The following is a 17,783-nucleotide window of genomic DNA, read 5'->3' as shown; positions in this document are numbered from 1 at the left end:
GTCGTGACCCCTTGAAAGTGGGTGGGTCGTGCTTCCCCCTCCCAGCGTTGCGTGAGACGATTTACCGTCACGGTTGTTTGAAAATTTGCTGGATAGAATTCTTCCGGAGGAGGAGCAAAGAGGAGATCGACACCCGCCTCCTGACACAAGCGCCGATCGGCGTGAAAACTCCGAGGATAGCGGCCTAAATCTTCAGCCTCTCCAAACTGGAGCGGATTCACAAAAACACTGACGACGACGGTCCTACAGTGCTTCCGGGCCCGTTGTATTAACGACAGGTGGCCGTCATGCAAGGCGCCCATCGTCGGGACAAACCCAATCGGGCCTTCCAACAACTCCTGCTTGTTTCTCCAGCTATGCAGATTTCGAACAGAATGGATGACGCGCATAGATCAGGCTGAAGGCCCCGAGCAGGCCGGCCGGGAACCATACTTCGCCCCCGGTATCACATCCAACTTGTTGACCACACTGGTATCTGCAAGAGATTCCAGCAATTCTTTCACCGAACGGTGAAACACGGGATGATTCCAATCAGGATCTAATTCCACAAGCGGTTCCAGGACAAATCGTCGTTGATGAAGACGTGGATGAGGAATAGTGAGTCCTGGCTGCTCAATCACCTGTTGGCCAAAAAATATAATATCAAAATCCATCGTGCGGGGGCCGCACCGGTTGTCTTCATTACGACCCAACGCTCGTTCGGTCTCTTGCAGGATGTCCAACAGTCGTTGAGAACTGAGTGAGGTCTCCAACTTCACCACACCATTATAAAACCAGGTAGATCCCAAGATTCCCTGAGGATCGATGGGTTCAGATTCAAAATAGGAGGATACCCCGGTGACACAAGAACGAGGGAGCAGGTTCATCAAAGCCACAGCCCGGTCACACAATTCCTGGCGATCTCCGACGTTGGAGCCAAAACCGACAAACACGATTTCTTGAGCCATTTCGTTTTTTCACAGAGACGCAAAAATGAATAATGATCTACCAGCCGATTTTTTTCATGCGTTCCACCGCTTCTGCCAATTTATCTTTTGTCGTCGTGACTGTCATCCGGATATAGCCTTCTCCGGGATCGCCAAACCCATTGCCAGGGGTCGTCACAATTCCCGCTTTCTCAATGAGATGCGCCGTGAAAGACGCCGAGGTAAATCCCTTCGGCACACCGATCCAGACGTAAAACGCCGCCGGAGGCGAATCCAGTTCCAAACCCATTGTTTTCAAGCCTGGCACCAGGACATCCCGCCGTTCTTGATAAATCGTTCGTAAACCTTCTGTCACCGAATCATCTAGTTGCAATGCCGTAATGCCTGCTTCCTGGATCGCTTGAAACACACCGGAATCAATATTAGTTTTAACTTTCCCAAGACCGGCGATGACTTCTTTTCGCCCAACGGCGAACCCGATGCGCCAGCCAGTCATATTGTACGTTTTTGACAGCGAGTGGAATTCCACCCCCACGTCTGTTGCCCCCGCGGCTTCTAAAAAGCTCGCTGGCCGTTTGCCGTCATAATAAATTTCGGAATAGGCGGCGTCATGGCAAACAATAATGTGGTGCTCTTGCGCAAACTCCACCACCTTCTTGAAAAATTCTTTACTGGCCACCACCGACGTAGGATTATTCGGAGAGTTGAGAAACATCATCTTGGCTTTTCGGGCAATATCCTTGGGAATGGCAGACAGATCCGGCAAGAACCCATTCTCTTTCGTCAATGGCATGGGGTAAGCAATCCCCCCGGCAAAACTGGTAGCAACCGGGTACACCGGATATCCTGGACTGGGAACCAACACGATATCTCCCGGGTCGATAAAGGCTAACGGAACATGGCCGATCCCTTCTTTCGACCCGATCAATGTCACCACTTCTGTTTTGGGATCCAAGGTCACGCCAAACCGACGTTGATACCAATCAGCCACCGCAGTCCGAAATGACAACATGCCATCATACGACGGGTACTGATGGTGCTTGGGATTTCCTGCGGCACGTCGCAATGCTTCAATGATCGGTTCGGGTGTCGGCAAATCAGGATCACCAATACCTAAATTGATGATATCCATGCCCCGCTCGATGGCCTTGCGCTTCATATCATCGATAGCGGCGAATAAATAGGGGGGAAGCGTGCGGATTCTTTCTGCATATTGAATAGGAAACCCTGCCATGAATTCGTTCTCCTTTACAGGCACTGTTGAATAATTCAGATTTTCACTAATTTTTCATCTTGCCATTTTTATGTAATGACAATCTAAAGCAATGAGGGAGAGTTCAAAAAGGCCCGTCCAGTCTTATCCTGAGACTTCTCGAAGGAAAGGCCGCAGGCGCTTTGGCGAGCGGAGCGTACGAGCGAGTACGTGAGCACGACAAAGGGCCGACCTGCCTGCGCGAAGCCGCTCCGGCGAATGCAGGGTACGCGCTGACGGACTTTTTCAACATTCCCTTCCAGAAACCGGTGAATATGAACTCACTACGGTACCAAAGATGGAACCCGTTACGGTACCGTCCAGGAAAGAATCATTTCGAATCGGGAAATGGGAATATAAATCAAAAGGCAGGAGGCATCATGTCCGAATCAAATGGTCAATGAAGCGATCAGCCAATTGATGAAGCCCGGGTAGGTGAGGTCGCGACCTGGCTTGGATTGACTCCGGTGTCATCCCACCGCGTTGAAGATCTTGAGGACATTCACGGCATAAGGCTCCCATGTCCGCTTCCTCCAATTCGAGATGAAACAGGAGGCCATAGGTACGATCCGCCATCCGGAATGCCTGAACTGGAAAATCAGCGGAAGTCACCAGATGCGCGCTTCCAGGCGGAAGAGTGATCCCTTCTCCATGCCATTGAAACACGAGAAAGTCCTGGGGCATGGCACTCAAGATGGGATCGATCTTTCCCATGTCGGTGAGAGACACGGCGCCCATGCCAAGTTCAAACTTCGGCCCCGGTGCCACCGAACCACCCAATGCTTTAGCCAGCAACTGCGCTCCGAAACAAATGCCCAGAATAGGAATTTCCCGCGCTAGAGCCATTTTGACAAATTGAAGTTCGGCCTCAACCCACGGATCACTATCATTAACGGACATCGGGCCTCCCATGATGAGGAGAAAATCCCCTGAATCTGCAGGCAATCCTTCAGCAGGCACAACAACATTTCTGACAGTATACCCGCGAGTTTCGAGAGCCCGACGAAATACACCAGGGCCTTCAAACAAGACATGCTGGAGGCAGAGGGCAACCTTCATAGAATCAGCGTTGGGGGTTGGTTTAAAGCAAGGAGCTATTCCACGAGGGAAAAGACACACCCCTTGTCACCTGGCTCACCAGGGAATAGTGAAATAGGTCAGGGGATAAGGAGAGGCAGGACAGGGCGAGAATGGGGGGAGAGGTCTAAGATTGTCCATTCAACGCAAAACCATTTGTGAACAAAGACTGTTGACCATTCTTCTTATTCACGCATTCCACTAAATGCCAGAACCGTAAGGGATTCACTTTCTTTTTATTGACCACCATCAGACACGTGCCTTCCAAGACCGTGTGCAATGCCAGATCGGTTCTGAATCCAATATGCTTACAGAGGGGAGAAATCCATTTTTCTACCGCCGCAATTACTTTATTCCCATTACTAAAGTGGTTCAGCATAATGATCCGCCCGCCGGGTTTACACACTCGAATCATTTCGTCCACCACACTTCGATAATCAGGAACGGCCGTGACGACGTAGGCCGCCATCACAATATCATAGTGATTATCCGGAAGGTCCATTTTCCCGGCATCCATTCTCTTAAGGGTCACATGATCCAAGCGGTGTTCCAGGACCCGACGCCGAGCATGTTCCAACATGCCATCTGAAAGGTCAATACCAAGGACTTCGCAACAGGAGGGATAAAGAGGGAGCGCCTCTCCGGTTCCTACGCCGACCTCGAGAACCCGATGCCCAGGCTCAATAGGAAGGCCTCGCACCGCCGACTCGCGGGATTGCTGAAAGACTTTACCAAACGTATGGTCATAAACAGATGCATACGCACTGTATACACGCTCAACTTTCTCAAGATTCATTGTATCTCCAAATGGTGGTGTCCTTCGCAATCCACACCCCTTCAAGGGAAATTGACGTTGAACATTTATTCCGTGTAATAAGGGATTGCTTACCTGAGGCGAGAACCCCAAATAACTGGTGCCGTAGGGGGACGGTCCACCGATATAATAAACCAAACAGGCCGCTAATCTACCGGAGCGGCATGAGGGAGTCAACTACAAATCACTTTTCCAGTTTCTCCCACCCTCCCAACATGTGCATTTGTGTAGACATGATCCCTCTCAAGCCGCACATGCGACAGGGATTGCAAAGACTTAAGGTGTCCTCTACAATTCCGACATTCATCCTGAGTCATGCCGTGAAAGTGCCAAGGAGAATGCATATGGTTTCATCGCTGTCTTCATACATCCGTCTCCCGCTTACTATCTTCGCCGTCACGATGATCGGTGTGGGGACTCACCCATCCATCTCCTCCGCGATTGATCTGTCCATCACATTGGATCAAGCCAATAAGGCGATGGCCGCTGGTCGCAAAACCATGGAACAAGCCGATTCAGTAGAGGATGTGGCTACGGTGATGAAAGCCTCGGAGCGTGCAGTTCGGGTCGGCGCTGACCCGGAAGTGGAACCCTGTGGGGCACATGCCATATTAAGAACACGCCTCTATTGGTTGGAATACTTTGGCCGGCGCGAAGCGGCAGAATCCAAACGCCAGAAACAAGACATTCGTATGCCAGAGACCAAAATCCAGGAGATTCTGGAAATGCCCTACCTGGAAGTTGAAATTCGCTTATGCGGAGAAGATGAGTTCTTTGCGGAAGGAGCAGAGATTGCTCTACAGCAAGGCTCAACGACGATTCGCCCGGTGGATATTGGCCCTCCTGAGCGTGGCCGAAAGAATCCAGGAGATACCGTCAGCTTTCGGTCAAGGTTTACAGCACGCTTTGCCTATGCCGACTTCGATCCACTAGCTCCTGGAACCCTCGCCGTGTTCTTTCCTGATGGCAGACTGATCAACATACCAGCCGACTTCTCTAAAATTCATTAACCCGATTTTTTATGAGAACCGGGTGTACAGATTCCCACGCGCACACGATCCCGTCTCATTGAGCTTAGGACGGAGACCTGGTTTTCTCTAGTTTTCCTTCCGGCTCTAATGACCCTCTATTATGGCAAGGGTTGTTCTGAGACCTCCATACGCTCCGCTATTCCCTCGACCTCTCTTAGTGTATAGAGGTGATGGTAGAGCCCCCGCTTGGCAAGCAGTTCTTCGTGCTGTCCTTCTTCCACAATCGTGCCTTTATGCAATACGAGAATTCGATCTGCCCGCTGAATGGAGGAAAAACGATGCGCGATCATCAGCGTGGTACGGCCCTTCATCAGTTCCGTTAACGCTGACTGCACCAACGATTCCGACTGGCTATCCAATGCTGAGGTGGCTTCATCCAGAATCAAAATTCTCGGGTCTTTGAGTAGCGCCCTGGCAATGGCGATACGCTGCCGCTGCCCTCCAGAGAGATTAATCCCTTTTTCACCGAGAATTGTGCCATAGCCATCAGGAAGCGACTGAATAAATTCATGCGCATTGGCTCGGCGACTAGCCTCAATCATGTCCGATTCAGGAGCGTCTGCTCGACCATACCGGATATTGTCTGCGATCGTTCCACCAAAAAGCAGGGTTTCCTGCGGCACAAGCGCCAACTGTTGGTACAAACTATCCACTTGAATGGAGGTGAGGTCATGCCCATCGATAAGCACCCGGCCTGCGGTTGGGTCATAAAAACGATGCAGTAAATTCACAATAGTCGTTTTCCCGGCTCCGGTTGGTCCCACCAGGGCCACACATTCCCCGGCCTGAATCGAGAAAGATACGGCATCCAAGACAGGGGGCCGGCCCTCATAGCTAAATTGCACGTGATCAAACTGCACCTGCCCGTGAATGGGCGTTAAGGCCTTTGCCATCGGACTATCTTGGATTTCCAATGGGGTATCCAGGAGCTCAAACACCCGCGTCATCGCTCCTTGCACTTCCTTTACCTGAGAGAACATTCGGGCTGCTGACCCGAATGGGCCAATTAAAATCCCCGCAAATAGAACAAACGCAAATAATTCCCCAGGGGATAGCTGGCCTTCAATGACCTGTTTGCCCCCATACCATAAGACGCCAATCGCCATCACAAACGTACAGAAGGTGATGACGGGAACAAACACGGCCAACACCGCGGTCCGTTTCATGGTGGTCGCTAATAAGGTCTCTACGGCTGAACGAAACCGTGCATCCTCCCGTTTACCCTGGACAAACGATTTGACTACACGAATGCCTGACACCACTTCTTCTATCAACGTGGTGACATGGGCGGTTTGATCCTGAATTTGCATCGATAAGACTTTCAACCGCTTCCCGAACGTCCTGGCGACAATGGCCAGCAAAGGCAAGATAATGAGTATCAAGAGACACAACCGCCAATTCATCACCAAAAGAAATCCCACGCCCCCAATGATGGTCACAAGATGCTTGAGGGCATCCATCGGGGTCTCAGTTAACAAATTCTGAATCACCCCGACATCATTCATCAATCGGGAAATCAACTCTCCAGTTCGCCGTTTCGCGAAGAAATTCAGTGATAACCGATGAAGATGAGAGAAGACGTGGGTACGAAAATCAGCCATCACATGCTGAGAAGCCAGCGCGGTCAAATAACTATGAACCATGGATAACAGGCCCTGGCCGATCACCAACCCGACAAAAACCCACACCATGCTTGTCAATTTCGGCAAGTCCCGTTGAACTGTAATAAGATCCCACAGCGTGCCGCCCAACCGGATGAGTAGCAAATTGCAGGCCGCGACACCCATCACCAAAACCCCCGCACCGACCATGGTCAACAGATAGGGACGGAGAAAGGGAATAAATCGGGACAGATAGTTCATAATGGCCTTACACGAACAGGTGCTTAAATTTGTTTAGAATAAGAATGCGACGTCACCAATTCACAAACGGAGGGTGCGACAAGGCGAGAGAAATGGCGAAATGACGGCTAGTCGAGTTGAATAACCGATTCGATTTGATTTTTATTTAAAGCCACAAACGCAGAATGTTCAGTGTCATTGATCAGCACATCCGTTAAGTTAATAAACAGGACAGACTCATCATTTAACACATCTGAAATTCTATTTCGCATAGGCGGGATTAAGAGATCTCCGACATATGACGACAAGGAGGAGCGGACCCGAATACGAGTTTTTTTCCCCTGGGTCATATTCAAGCCCTTGACCATCCCGCCTATGGAAACTAATTACGACGTTTGGCAAACTTCATTCGGCGAAGGAGTTTTTTATGTTTATGCTTGCGCATTTTCTTCCTCCGCTTTTTGACAACACTGGACATAAAGGTACATTCCTGGGTGAATTCGATACTGCTATCTTGCTTCGGAGAGGTCTTTCCCCGAATTGGGCAAACACGTCCCACACTGCCGGCTGACTACCTATCATAGGGTCAGGAAAGGTGTCAAGGACACCATCTGCATCATACCTGTTCCTTCACACAATAATCATCTACTTTCGATAAATTCTCTTGACCCCTTCCAGCATCCTTCTTCATTATAGAATTTCATGATTCTACTTCGATTCTTGAACAAACATTTTTTTGTGCTATTGATAACCTTTCCGATCCTTATTTCCATCGTAGGATCAGGATGTTCGAAAAAAGCCCCTAAATATCCTGAGGATCACGCCCGATTCCAACGAGTGGTGCAAGCTATCAAAACACTGGAAAAAGCCTATGTCAATCAGGATGCCGCAGCCTTCCAGGAATTACTTCTTCCTCTTGAAAATCTTGACCTCTTAGAAGCCAAGGTTCGAGAAGACTTCGACATGTTTTCCACTATTCGGCTGGACCTGACCATCGATCGCATGGTGATTGATGGAGATCGCATTTCGGCCTTTGTCTCCTGGCAAGGCGACTGGGAACGCACTCCACAGGAAGCTTCCGCTCAAGCCAGCGGTCATGGGATCCTGCTGTGGAGTGGCAATCAAGTCATCCTCCTCCGGGGGATTGAAGGTGACCTGCCCTTTGACATGACACGCCGTCTCAATTTTTCTTCTTAACCATCAACTTTTTCACTGCTCCACTCATTTCCATGCCTTCCGCTGTCGTATCACACCATTCCTCTCACGTGATTTCCACGGATTTCCTGATTTTAGGCGCGGGGGTGGCAGGCCTTCGAGCCGCAATTGAATTGAGTCGATATGGTCGAGTCACCATGGTCGCCAAAGGTGGGCCCCAGGACAATAATTCTTTTTACGCCCAAGGAGGCGTAGCGGTCGCGCTCAGCGAAGAAGATGACGTTGTTCTCCATTTGGCAGATACCCTGAAAGCCGGCCATCAACTCTGTTCGCGGCCAGCCACCAAAATACTCGTTGAAGAAGGCCCATCCCGTATTCATGAATTGATCGAATGGGGAGCGAAATTTGACACGGTGAATGGCAAACTGGCGTTCACCCGGGAAGGAGCCCACAGTCGTCATCGAGTGTTACGAGCCGGAGGGGATGCCACTGGCAGCGAAATGGTTCGTGCACTCAGCGTCAAAGCCCAAACCCTGAAAAATCTGACATGGATGGGCAATCATATTGCGGTTGAGTTGTGCATCCAGGACGGACGATGCCGGGGAGCATTAATCATTGATGAATTGAGTGGGACTCTTAAGATCGTCTGTGCTCCCGCCACGCTTTTAGTGACAGGGGGGGCCGGGCAGATCTATGCTCGAACCACCAATCCGGCCAATGCGACCGGAGATGGCATTGCCATGGCTTATCGGGCGGGTGCCATTCTGGAGGATATGGAATTCGTCCAATTTCATCCAACCGCCCTGTATCTCCCGTCCAGTCCTCCTTTTCTGCTATCCGAAACCCTACGAGGAGAAGGAGGGATTTTACGCAATAATCGCTGCGAACGATTCATGAAAAACTATCATCGGAGCCAGGAACTCGCACCAAGGGACATTGTCTCACGGGCGATCTGGACGGAAATGCAACGAACTAAAGCTCGCCATGTCTATTTAGATGTGACTCATTTGGGGGCAACATTTTTGAAAGAACGGTTTCCCACCATCTACTCGACCTGTTTACGATACGATATTGACATCACAGAGGAATGGATCCCTGTTTCCCCCAGTGCTCATTATTTTATGGGGGGCGTCAAAACCGATCTGGATGGAGCCTCCACCATCCCAGGCCTGTTTGCGGCAGGAGAAGTGGCCTGCTCCGGAGTGCACGGCGCCAATCGACTCGCGAGTAATTCTTTGCTGGAAGGTCTGGTCTTTGGGTATCGGGCAGCCCAAGCCGCTTCCGCTTGTTCGACGATCAGCTCCTGCCCGGACTTTTCAAATTCTCCGCTCTTCCGAAAACCCAGCGGCCGGAAGATGTCCACTCAAGATGTGGAAAAAATCAGAAATTCTTTACGGCGTCTGATGTGGTCTAAAGTCGGATTGGTGCGAACGGGGAACTCATTAAAGAAAACCTTCGATCAGATTCAGCAGTGGTCGCAAAAGCTGTCGGCTGCTCCGTGGAGCCGGCCAGGATTAGAAACACGGAATATGGTTCTGGTTGGACAATGCATTACGGAAGCTGCACTTTGGCGAGGCAATAGCGTGGGAGCCCATTTCCGTGAAGATTTCCCGTTCCATAAAGGATTAGCCTGGAAAACTCATAGCCGGTGTCAACAGGACAATGATGCCAAACCCACTGCGGTTACCAAGAAGAATACACAAAAAACCACACGGCATTGAAATTTATGACGATTGAGGGCGGGTGACAACCGGCCCCAACCATCTTTCCAAATTTTCCTGGAAAGCCTTCCATAATGCCATGGTGATAGTCCCACATCTTTCTTGGCCAATAGCATCTTCCCCAATTTTCGAGACCGCCATCACTTCCAGGCCTGTGTTCGTCATAAAGCACTCATCCGCATGAAGCACGTCCACGGGCGAATACGCCCCTTCTTCCACGTCAATTTTCAAATCCCTGGCTAAGGCGATCACCACTTCTCGAGTAATCCCCTCTAGAATTCCACATGCAACAGATGGAGTATGCAACCGGTGGTTGGCTACAAAAAAGATATTGCTCGTCGTACATTCCGTCACATGACCATCCATATTCAACATCAGGGCATCAAACGCTCCCGCCTGTAAGGCTTCCTGCTTGGCCAGAATATTGTTGAGAAAACTCAGCGACTTAATTTGAGGGGATTGGGCAGATTCTGGATTCCGTCGAACTGAGACGAGTTGCACCCTGACTCCCTGCTCTCGCATTTGGGCAGGATAGGACACCACAGACCTCGCCATTACGACAACTGTCGGGCGGGGACAAAGACCAGGGTCAATCCCGAGCTCCCCTTCTCCTCGAGAAATCGTGACGCGGAGATTGGCATCCTCAAGTTCATTTCGAATCAACATTTCGGTCATGATGGCCTCCCAAGTCTCATCCTGGATTGGAAGAACCAGGCCGATCAGATCACAGGATCGTCGAAGTCGTGCCAAATGCCGTTCCAATAAAAAAATTCTCCCCTGGTAGACGCGGAGGGTTTCGTAGACACCGTCCCCATATAAAAACCCATGGTCAAAAACCGAAATTCGAGCCTGTTCTTTTTTCACAAATTGATCGTTGAGAAAGATCCACATCTTCTTATACCCGTTTCGTCGTCAGTGGTTCCCTTTCAGAACCTGAAAAAAAGCTTCGGCTTTTTGGAGCGTTTCCTTATATTCCCGTTCAGGGTCGGAATCAGCCACAATCCCCGCTCCCACCTGAAGATATCCCTGTCCTGCCGTGAGCCACAAGGTGCGAATGGCAATATTCAAGTCAAGATTCCCGTTCCACCCAATAAACCCAATCGACCCGGTGTAAATTCCCCGACGAACGGGCTCAAGCTGTTCGATGAGTTCCATGCAATGGACTTTAGGCACTCCGGTAATCGTCCCTCCTGGAAACGCGGCTCGAATGAGGTCGAACCCATTGGAGGAGTCCCGCAACCGACCTGAAATCTGGGAGACCATATGCATGACATGTGAATATCGTTCCACGATCATCAACTCATTGACCCGGACGGACCCATAGTCGCACACCCGCCCCAGGTCATTTCGAGCCAAATCAACCAACATGAGATGCTCCGCCCGTTCCTTGGGACAAGACAACAGATCTTCCGCCAACCGTCGATCAACCTGAGGTTCTATGTCCCGAGACCTGGTGCCCGCGATAGGACGCATATCCGCACACCCCCCTGAAAGCCGTACTAATCGCTCCGGGGAATTACATACAATGACATCAGACTCCAACACGATGAAGGCCGAATGGGGAGAGGGATTGACCTTCCGCAATTGCCGATATACGTCGGCTCCGGCTTCGGCTTGGCTTGCAAAACCATGAGTCACTCCCTCAACACGGAATCGATGAGAGAGATTAGCCTGATAAATGTCTCCGGCAGCAATGAAGTGCTTGCAGGCACGCACGCGATCCATATACTCCAAAGACGATTGCTCACCCTCTATGCGAAGTGAGGACCTAGCGGAGGGTATCCTCGTTGGAAGAGTCTCAGGGATCATCACTTTGGCTTGCAGATCAGACAGGCGTGCCTGTCCTTCGCGAGATAAGTGATCCCAGCTTTCACCGGCCAATCGCTCTGGTGAAGGCGCAAAGACCAGCCAGGCCCCCGGAGCCTGATGATCCACTACCACAAAGATCTCGACAAACAGAAAGTACAGATCAGGAAAATGCAGATCATCCTGCAGGCGCTCAGGTAGAACCTCAAACATACGGGCAAGGTCGTAGCTGAAACAGCCAATCGCTCCTCCCTGGAACGGCGGAAATTGCTGCCCCGAACCGGCAGTCTTCCCCACGAAGGTACGCTGCAACAACGCGAATGGATCTCCGATGTGCTTTTCTTTCTTATCTACCGAAACCGTTTCGTACGTGTGCCCCTTCCCCCTGACCACACGATAGGGATCGCAGCCCAAATAAGAAAAACGGCGCGCCACCCCTTCTTGAACGGCGTCATGCTCCATGAAAAATGAATGCGGAGCATAACTGGTCACCCGGCCAAAGAGGTCAAAGGGATCATCAAAAGCAGGGGAACAATGCTGAATAAGGGGAAAACACGAAGTCGAATGAAGCGAGGCATGAGCTCCTCGTTCGGCATGCTTGGGCTTGGGAATGGCGGACAAGGGTTAAGGACTACCTGATGAAGGATTTTCTAACGCCCGCGTGGCGTCTTCGGGAGACAATAATCCCTCTTGCACCAGGTTATCGAGCAGATCTTTGGCGGCTTTTTCAGAGGAGCGTCGGATCCCGCGAACCCGTACACCAGGTGGATAAAATCGAAGAAAATCAGGATTTGTCACCCGTATAGTGACCGTCTCACTCTCCCCATAGGGTGGAAGATCCTTACGTTGACTGGGAATCCTGAAAAAATGTTTTCCATCCCCGGTCATCCCATCGGATCCTTCGATTTTGATTCTGTTGGAGATCTCTTTCCCAGAAATTTCCAGAACAGAATCCACTACCAGGATCAAGGAATCTGCAATTAACGGATCGCCCGTTTGGTTTTTGACCTTCACCGTATATTCAACTTCACTCACTGACGTTAATATATCGTTTCCAGAGAAGGGGTCGAGCTGCTTATATTGAACAACAGGCACCACACCACCCGTTAAATCCGGCAAATCATCAACCCCGTACGAAGTGGCCCACGCAGGACTCACACTCGTTGCAATCGCCAGGACCAGTAGTGACACCAAATGTTTCATCGTAATGTCGGTTTAATATAAGAACAGGGACTGAACCAGCAAAGGGACTTCATGATCCTCCGTCTTAACTAGGCATACCTTACCATACCGATATTGAAAAATGGGACCTTTGTTGCTTGACATGATTCGTGATTTTTTGCTTGAATGTGTCCCCTTCCAACGACTCGCCTTGCCGAATGAAAAAATGGCACCTTCTCAGGATCCAATGTTTGCGGGGCTGGGACAGGCAATGCGAGTGGGGACGGACCTTCTTGCCGCCCTTATCGTCGGTGGATTCCTTGGTTGGTTAATTGATTCGTATGTGTTGGAGACCGCACCGTGGGGTGTGGCGTTAGGACTGGTACTGGGATTAATCGCTGGGGTTCGCAATGCCTATCGGGCAGCTCAGCGTTGGAAACAATGAGTCACTAATCACAAGGTTTAGTTTTGGAAGATCCGTTACATCCCTTCGAGCTTCATAACTTTCTCCCGCTTTCCCTTTTCGGTCTTGACGTTTCTGTCAATAAGGCCGTCTTGATGATGTGGGTGGTGGTGGGGCTTGTTACGCTCCTATTAATGAAAGCGGGTAGTGCCAGGGCACTGGTGCCTTCTAAACTCCAAAGCCTTGGGGAGTTGCTGGTCGACTTCATTCGCGGGATTATCCACGACACGATGGGGGCCTCCGGCATGCGATATTTCCCCCTCATCAGTGCCCTCTTTTTGTTTATCTTATTTTCGAACCTGGTCGGTCTCATACCTGGATCCTATACGATTACCAGCCAAATTATTGTGACCGGGGTGTTTGCTGTAGGCGTCTATCTACTCAGTCTGATCATAGGATTCCAACTCCATGGCACAAAATTCTTTGGCATCCTTGTTCCTCCCGGCACACCGGGATGGCTACTTCCCCTTATGATTCCCATTGAATTAATCAGCCAATTGGCTAGACCGATATCTCTGGCCGTCAGATTATTTGCCAATATGACTGCCGGGCATGTCATTCTTGGCGTGTTGTTCGGCCTTACCATTGCAGGCGGCCTTATGATCGGGTGGCTGCCATTTTCATTTACCATTGCACTCTATGGCTTAGAAGTCGGGATTGCCTTTATTCAAGCCTATATTTTTACGGTTTTAACCTGCGTCTACATTGGCGACGCGATGCATATGCATTAACTCACGCTCGAACGAAACGATAAGAGAACACTTAACCATTATTCCCTTTTAAACTGGGAGGACAACACTACAATGGATTCTGCAGCAGCAGCACTTTTGGGAATGGGCTTAGCGGCCTCTGGCTTTGCGGGGGCTGGGATTGGCATCGGGTATATTTTTGGAAAAATGATTGAGGCGGTTGCCCGTCAACCAGAGGCAGAAGCCCGCGTCGGCAAGTATATGTGGATCGGGTTCGCCTTGGTCGAAGCCATCGCGCTTTACGGACTGGTCATCGCCTTTATCATCATGGGCAAAGGATAAAGGGCGCCTGACCTATGCCACAATTTGACTCACATTTCTTTTCGTCACTGATATTCTGGGAACTCCTGTCATTTGGGATCCTTCTATGGGTGCTCTATAAGTACGCCCTGCCACCGATCCTGGAAACGATGGAAACCCGGGAACGAAAGATCAGAGATAGCCTCGACCAGGCCGAGCAGAACCGAGTTGCAGCAGAGCGAAAGCTCAAGGAATACGAGGCCAAGCTCCAGTTGGCTGCCAAAGAAGTGGAAACGATCCTGACAGAGGCCAAGCATCAGGCTCAACGATTGCTTGACGAAAATGAGCAACGGCTTCGTGCGGAATCACAGAGGATTAAAGAGGAAACGACGCAAGACATTGATCGTGAGCGGCGGAAGGCCATTCAAGATATCAGGACCCAATCAGCTGAGTTAGCCCTTTTGGTTGCCGAGAAGGTGATTGGTCGAAGCTTATCGGACGACGACCATCGCCGATTTGCACAAGAAGCTCTGGCAGCAGTTGCCGCCCAAGCAAAGAACTAAGTCGTTACCCATTTTCTCGGAATAGCCTCAAGCGTATGGGGCATTCTTTCCTAGATCGCTCCCATCAAAACGTCGTGCACCATAAAAAAAGAGGGAAGTATCACTTCCCTCTTTTTTTATATTGCCTCCCTGCACCCATCCAGACAACAGTACATAATTAAAACACTCCCGGTAGGCCCATTAGCAAAATTCAGGCCATGCTTTTCAAGCCTCTTTTGACCTCAAGATTCCCTCCTCCGGCCCGATACCCTTCCAAGTCCAGCGTGACCGTTTGAAATCCCAGCTTCTTAAATTTCTCCACTAAACGGGACCTGCCCGGTTCTTGCGTCAAAATCGACATCTGGGTTGGGTCAATCTCGATTCTTGCCAAATCGCCGTGAAGGCGAACCCGCACCTGCGTTATCCCTTGAGCAACCAAAAAGGCCTCGGCCTGCTCTACCCGGGAGAGATAGGCCTTCGTGATCGAGAGGCCACGGGTGATTCGTGAAGACAGACAGGCGGCGGCCGGCTTATTCCAATTGGCTAGCCCCAAACCTTTGGCCAATTCCCGAATATCCGCCTTACTGAGTCCCGCTTCGACTAAGGGACTCCGCACACCGAGTTGTCGAGCCGCATTAATGCCGGGACGATCTTCACCCAAGTCATCCACATTGGTCCCGTCTACCATAGTATGAAATCCCACGGCATCCCGAAGACTGGAAAGCAACCGGTATAAATCCGTCTTGCAATGAAAGCATCGGGTCGCATCGTTTTTGACAAATGCCTCAATTTGCAACTGATCCGTTTCTACCAATTGCAAATGCGCGCCGATCGCTGTACTTAATTGTTTCACCTCTTCCACTTCCAGTGCGGGAAATGTTGGCGAAACCGCAGTCACGGCTTTGACCTGATCTCCGAGTACGTCAAAACCCACTTTTAATACTAGTGTGCTGTCGACCCCTCCAGAAAACGCGACCACCACCGATCCCATTTGATGAAAGAGCTCTTGCAAGGCTTCATACTTCCCCTGCAGAGTTGGTTCAAGGCTGAGCATAGAGAGGGAGACTCCTTTTCTTGTTTGTAGTCGACTGATTTAAGACTTCCGCAGCTGATCGACCTAATTGGCCGCAAGCCCCCAACACATCGTCTCCCCGGCTTTTCCGGAGAAACACATCCAGGCCTTTATCTCTGACAATACCTTGAAAGGCATCAACCACCCCTGATGAGGGACGCCGAAACGGGTTACCCGGAAACTCATTAAAGGGGATTAAATTGACCTTACACCGGATCCCCTTTAAAAGTCGGACTAAACGTCTGGCATCATCGAGTGAATCATTGACCCCCGCTAACAACACATACTCAAACGTCAGAGGGCGTTCGCTGAATTGAGTATATTGGCGACAGGCATCGAGCAATTCGAATAAATCATAGCGCCCGTTCACTGCCGGCATCAGTTGTCCCCGTTGCTCATTAGTAGTGCCATTTAAGGATATGGCCAGATTCACGCCTAATCGTCTCACATCTGGAAATCGCGGGACCCAGCCCGCTGTGGACACCGTAATACGTCGTGGAGAAAAACCCAAACCCCACTCAATATTGGTGAGACGCTGGATCGCTTCGGCGACCGGCTCAAAATTCACCAACGGCTCTCCCATTCCCATGAACACCAGTGAAGACAGATGCTCACCTTCCGGCAGATAGGCTTGGACATTCAACACCTGCCCGACAATTTCATGCGCGCGCAAGCTTCGCTTCAGGCCCATCTCGGCCGTCAAACAAAAACCACAATCCAGCGTGCAGCCGACTTGGGATGAGAGGCACAGCGTCCGCCGATGGCCATCCGGGATCAATACCGTCTCCACAGCCAGGCCATCCTCTAAATTCCACACAAACTTTACTGTGCCATCGCTGGCAATCGTTGGAGGTGGAGATTCCATGCGGTGAATAGTCGCTACCTCCTGCAACCTGGCCCGGTCGGTCTTTGACAAGTTGGTCATCGACTCAATAGCCACTACACGATTTTGATAGAGCCATCGGAGGATTTGGTTGGCCCGATATCGTGGCCAACCGAGTTCCTGGATGAAGACACTCAGTTCATGTGCAGTGAGGGCAAGGAGATTAAGAGGGGAGATATTTGTGGTCATCACGTCTAAGTCCAATAATCAAATAATTTATCAATCATAACATCCTTAGCTTCCCAAGCCATCTCAAGAATATTCGAGTCTTTCTCAATATACGCTGTTCACCATTAGAGTCTGTCTGTCTGGTGTGATCGAGAGCGAAAAGGCGACTGAGCGAAGCCAGATTATGACGATTTCACTGTCCCATCGTGGGACTATGGTCCAAGAAAACGAATAAATTTGACCGCTTAGGTACTTTTTTAGCCGATTCATCCTAAGTCAGACATTTTCCTAGGTAGTACTACACCACAACCTGTTGTCTTCCCATCCACGGACTGCTTTAAACGACGAATTGCTCCATACCAAATCTACTGACGGTAAATCCTCGTCAAAAAACGAGCCGGCCACTTTCTTGCCAATTATTGTAGCAATTTAGGTCAATGCCAAACACCATCAAACCAGTCATTCAAAACGCCCACACCACGATACAATACCTAATTAATAAGACACATTCACTTCCTTCAATAACGAATAATATACCAAATATTCTATTTATAGATTAATAAACCACTAGGTTTAGGCTTTCATTTTTCATAGATGAAATTCACAATGATCACTTCACAAACATACCATTGACTTACAATCAACCAATCGCAATTTGCATATTTGTTTGAAGACAACCTTTAATAACAAAAATTTAAAGCTTGCTTGTTGACTTTGCTTTAAAACACGAATAGAATGAGACTCAACATATGGTGGAGTTCGCGAAATGGAGGATCAAAATGACCAGCTTAAAGATATTAGTGATGGGCTGGAACAGCGCATTAGTGTCTATGAGCGCAAACTCAAGGATCTCCAAAAAAAACGGGAGCAGGTAGGTGAGGA

Annotated in this window: 20 protein-coding genes; 7 read left to right on the top strand and 13 right to left on the bottom strand. The window is 50.0% G+C overall.

Annotated elements, in window-relative coordinates; genetic code table 11:
• The 5 genes from AAH187_RS11390 to AAH187_RS11370 form a co-directional block, all read right to left on the bottom strand.
• The coding region (locus AAH187_RS11390; RefSeq protein ID WP_342348578.1) for a pantoate--beta-alanine ligase at positions 1–389 on the bottom strand (389 nt) is incomplete at its 3' end.
• A gap of 3 nt (positions 390–392) precedes the next feature.
• The gene (gene folK / locus AAH187_RS11385) at positions 393–947 is read right to left on the bottom strand and encodes a 2-amino-4-hydroxy-6-hydroxymethyldihydropteridine diphosphokinase (RefSeq protein ID WP_342348577.1); all 555 of its coding nucleotides are present in this window, start codon (positions 945–947) and stop codon (positions 393–395) included.
• A gap of 37 nt (positions 948–984) precedes the next feature.
• Positions 985–2,160 (bottom strand): LL-diaminopimelate aminotransferase, encoded by a 1,176-nt coding sequence (locus tag AAH187_RS11380; protein WP_342348576.1) that lies wholly within the window; start codon positions 2,158–2,160, stop codon positions 985–987.
• Between the two features lie 396 nt (positions 2,161–2,556).
• Positions 2,557–3,237, bottom strand: coding sequence for a type 1 glutamine amidotransferase (locus AAH187_RS11375; RefSeq protein WP_342348575.1), 681 nt, complete (start codon positions 3,235–3,237; stop codon positions 2,557–2,559).
• 145 nt (positions 3,238–3,382) lie between these two features.
• Entirely contained in the window at positions 3,383–4,051 is a 669-nt protein-coding gene (locus AAH187_RS11370) for a methyltransferase domain-containing protein (RefSeq protein ID WP_342348574.1), read from the bottom strand.
• 362 nt (positions 4,052–4,413) lie between these two features.
• Between AAH187_RS11370 and AAH187_RS11365 the strand changes: the two genes are divergently transcribed.
• The gene (locus AAH187_RS11365; protein ID WP_342348573.1) at positions 4,414–5,079 is read left to right on the top strand and encodes a hypothetical protein; all 666 of its coding nucleotides are present in this window, start codon (positions 4,414–4,416) and stop codon (positions 5,077–5,079) included.
• Between the two features lie 119 nt (positions 5,080–5,198).
• Here AAH187_RS11365 and AAH187_RS11360 read toward each other — a convergent pair whose 3' ends face one another.
• The 3 genes from AAH187_RS11360 to AAH187_RS11350 all read right to left on the bottom strand — a co-directional run bounded on the left by AAH187_RS11360 (position 5,199) and on the right by AAH187_RS11350 (position 7,419).
• Positions 5,199–6,962: an ABC transporter ATP-binding protein gene (locus tag AAH187_RS11360; protein ID WP_342348572.1), complete on the bottom strand. Its 1,764-nt coding sequence runs from the start codon at positions 6,960–6,962 to the stop codon at positions 5,199–5,201.
• 107 nt (positions 6,963–7,069) lie between these two features.
• On the bottom strand, positions 7,070–7,291 hold the full coding sequence (locus AAH187_RS11355) for a hypothetical protein (protein ID WP_342348580.1): 222 nt from the start codon (positions 7,289–7,291) through the stop codon (positions 7,070–7,072).
• A gap of 32 nt (positions 7,292–7,323) precedes the next feature.
• Positions 7,324–7,419, bottom strand: a complete 96-nt coding sequence (locus tag AAH187_RS11350; protein ID WP_312644457.1) for an AURKAIP1/COX24 domain-containing protein — start codon at positions 7,417–7,419, stop codon at positions 7,324–7,326.
• A gap of 224 nt (positions 7,420–7,643) precedes the next feature.
• Here AAH187_RS11350 and AAH187_RS11345 point away from each other — a divergent pair, with 224 nt between their 5' ends.
• Together AAH187_RS11345 and nadB are read left to right on the top strand one after the other, a co-directional pair.
• A complete protein-coding gene (locus AAH187_RS11345) occupies positions 7,644–8,138 on the top strand; it encodes a hypothetical protein (protein WP_342348571.1) in 495 nt (164 codons plus the stop codon).
• A gap of 68 nt (positions 8,139–8,206) precedes the next feature.
• Complete coding sequence (gene nadB, locus AAH187_RS11340; protein ID WP_342348570.1) at positions 8,207–9,817, top strand: L-aspartate oxidase; 1,611 nt, start codon at positions 8,207–8,209, stop codon at positions 9,815–9,817.
• A gap of 3 nt (positions 9,818–9,820) precedes the next feature.
• Here the strand turns inward: nadB and AAH187_RS11335 are convergent, their stop codons facing one another.
• Genes AAH187_RS11335 through AAH187_RS11325 form a run of 3 tightly spaced genes read right to left on the bottom strand, consistent with a single transcriptional unit; the run spans position 9,821 to position 12,814 of the window.
• Positions 9,821–10,708, bottom strand: a complete 888-nt coding sequence (locus tag AAH187_RS11335) for an aminotransferase class IV (RefSeq protein WP_342348569.1) — start codon at positions 10,706–10,708, stop codon at positions 9,821–9,823.
• A gap of 21 nt (positions 10,709–10,729) precedes the next feature.
• The gene (locus tag AAH187_RS11330) at positions 10,730–12,244 is read right to left on the bottom strand and encodes an anthranilate synthase component I family protein (protein WP_342348568.1); all 1,515 of its coding nucleotides are present in this window, start codon (positions 12,242–12,244) and stop codon (positions 10,730–10,732) included.
• A gap of 3 nt (positions 12,245–12,247) precedes the next feature.
• Positions 12,248–12,814 (bottom strand): hypothetical protein, encoded by a 567-nt coding sequence (locus tag AAH187_RS11325; protein WP_342348567.1) that lies wholly within the window; start codon positions 12,812–12,814, stop codon positions 12,248–12,250.
• Positions 12,815–12,947: 133 nt separating this feature from the next.
• Here AAH187_RS11325 and AAH187_RS11320 point away from each other — a divergent pair, with 133 nt between their 5' ends.
• The 4 genes from AAH187_RS11320 to atpF all read left to right on the top strand — a co-directional run bounded on the left by AAH187_RS11320 (position 12,948) and on the right by atpF (position 14,799).
• On the top strand, positions 12,948–13,229 hold the full coding sequence (locus tag AAH187_RS11320) for an AtpZ/AtpI family protein (protein ID WP_342348566.1): 282 nt from the start codon (positions 12,948–12,950) through the stop codon (positions 13,227–13,229).
• A gap of 23 nt (positions 13,230–13,252) precedes the next feature.
• On the top strand, positions 13,253–13,978 hold the full coding sequence (locus AAH187_RS11315) for a F0F1 ATP synthase subunit A (RefSeq protein ID WP_342348565.1): 726 nt from the start codon (positions 13,253–13,255) through the stop codon (positions 13,976–13,978).
• 72 nt (positions 13,979–14,050) lie between these two features.
• On the top strand, positions 14,051–14,278 hold the full coding sequence (gene atpE, locus AAH187_RS11310) for an ATP synthase F0 subunit C (RefSeq protein ID WP_342348564.1): 228 nt from the start codon (positions 14,051–14,053) through the stop codon (positions 14,276–14,278).
• A gap of 14 nt (positions 14,279–14,292) precedes the next feature.
• Positions 14,293–14,799: a F0F1 ATP synthase subunit B gene (gene atpF / locus AAH187_RS11305; RefSeq protein WP_342348563.1), complete on the top strand. Its 507-nt coding sequence runs from the start codon at positions 14,293–14,295 to the stop codon at positions 14,797–14,799.
• A 190-nt stretch (positions 14,800–14,989) separates the two neighbouring features.
• Here the strand turns inward: atpF and larE are convergent, their stop codons facing one another.
• Complete coding sequence (larE, locus tag AAH187_RS11300; RefSeq protein WP_342348562.1) at positions 14,990–15,832, bottom strand: ATP-dependent sacrificial sulfur transferase LarE; 843 nt, start codon at positions 15,830–15,832, stop codon at positions 14,990–14,992.
• A complete protein-coding gene (rlmN, locus tag AAH187_RS11295; protein WP_342348579.1) occupies positions 15,819–16,922 on the bottom strand; it encodes a 23S rRNA (adenine(2503)-C(2))-methyltransferase RlmN in 1,104 nt (367 codons plus the stop codon). Before rlmN ends, larE begins: the two co-directional genes overlap by 14 nt.
• Positions 16,923–17,783 lie beyond the last annotated feature (861 nt).

This window comes from uncultured Nitrospira sp. (assembly GCA_902500695.1).
Taxonomy (GTDB): Bacteria; Nitrospirota; Nitrospiria; order Nitrospirales; family UBA8639; genus Nitrospira_E.
The sequence above is the reverse complement of the archived record's forward strand: the minus strand, read 5'-3'. Positions and strand labels throughout refer to the sequence as shown.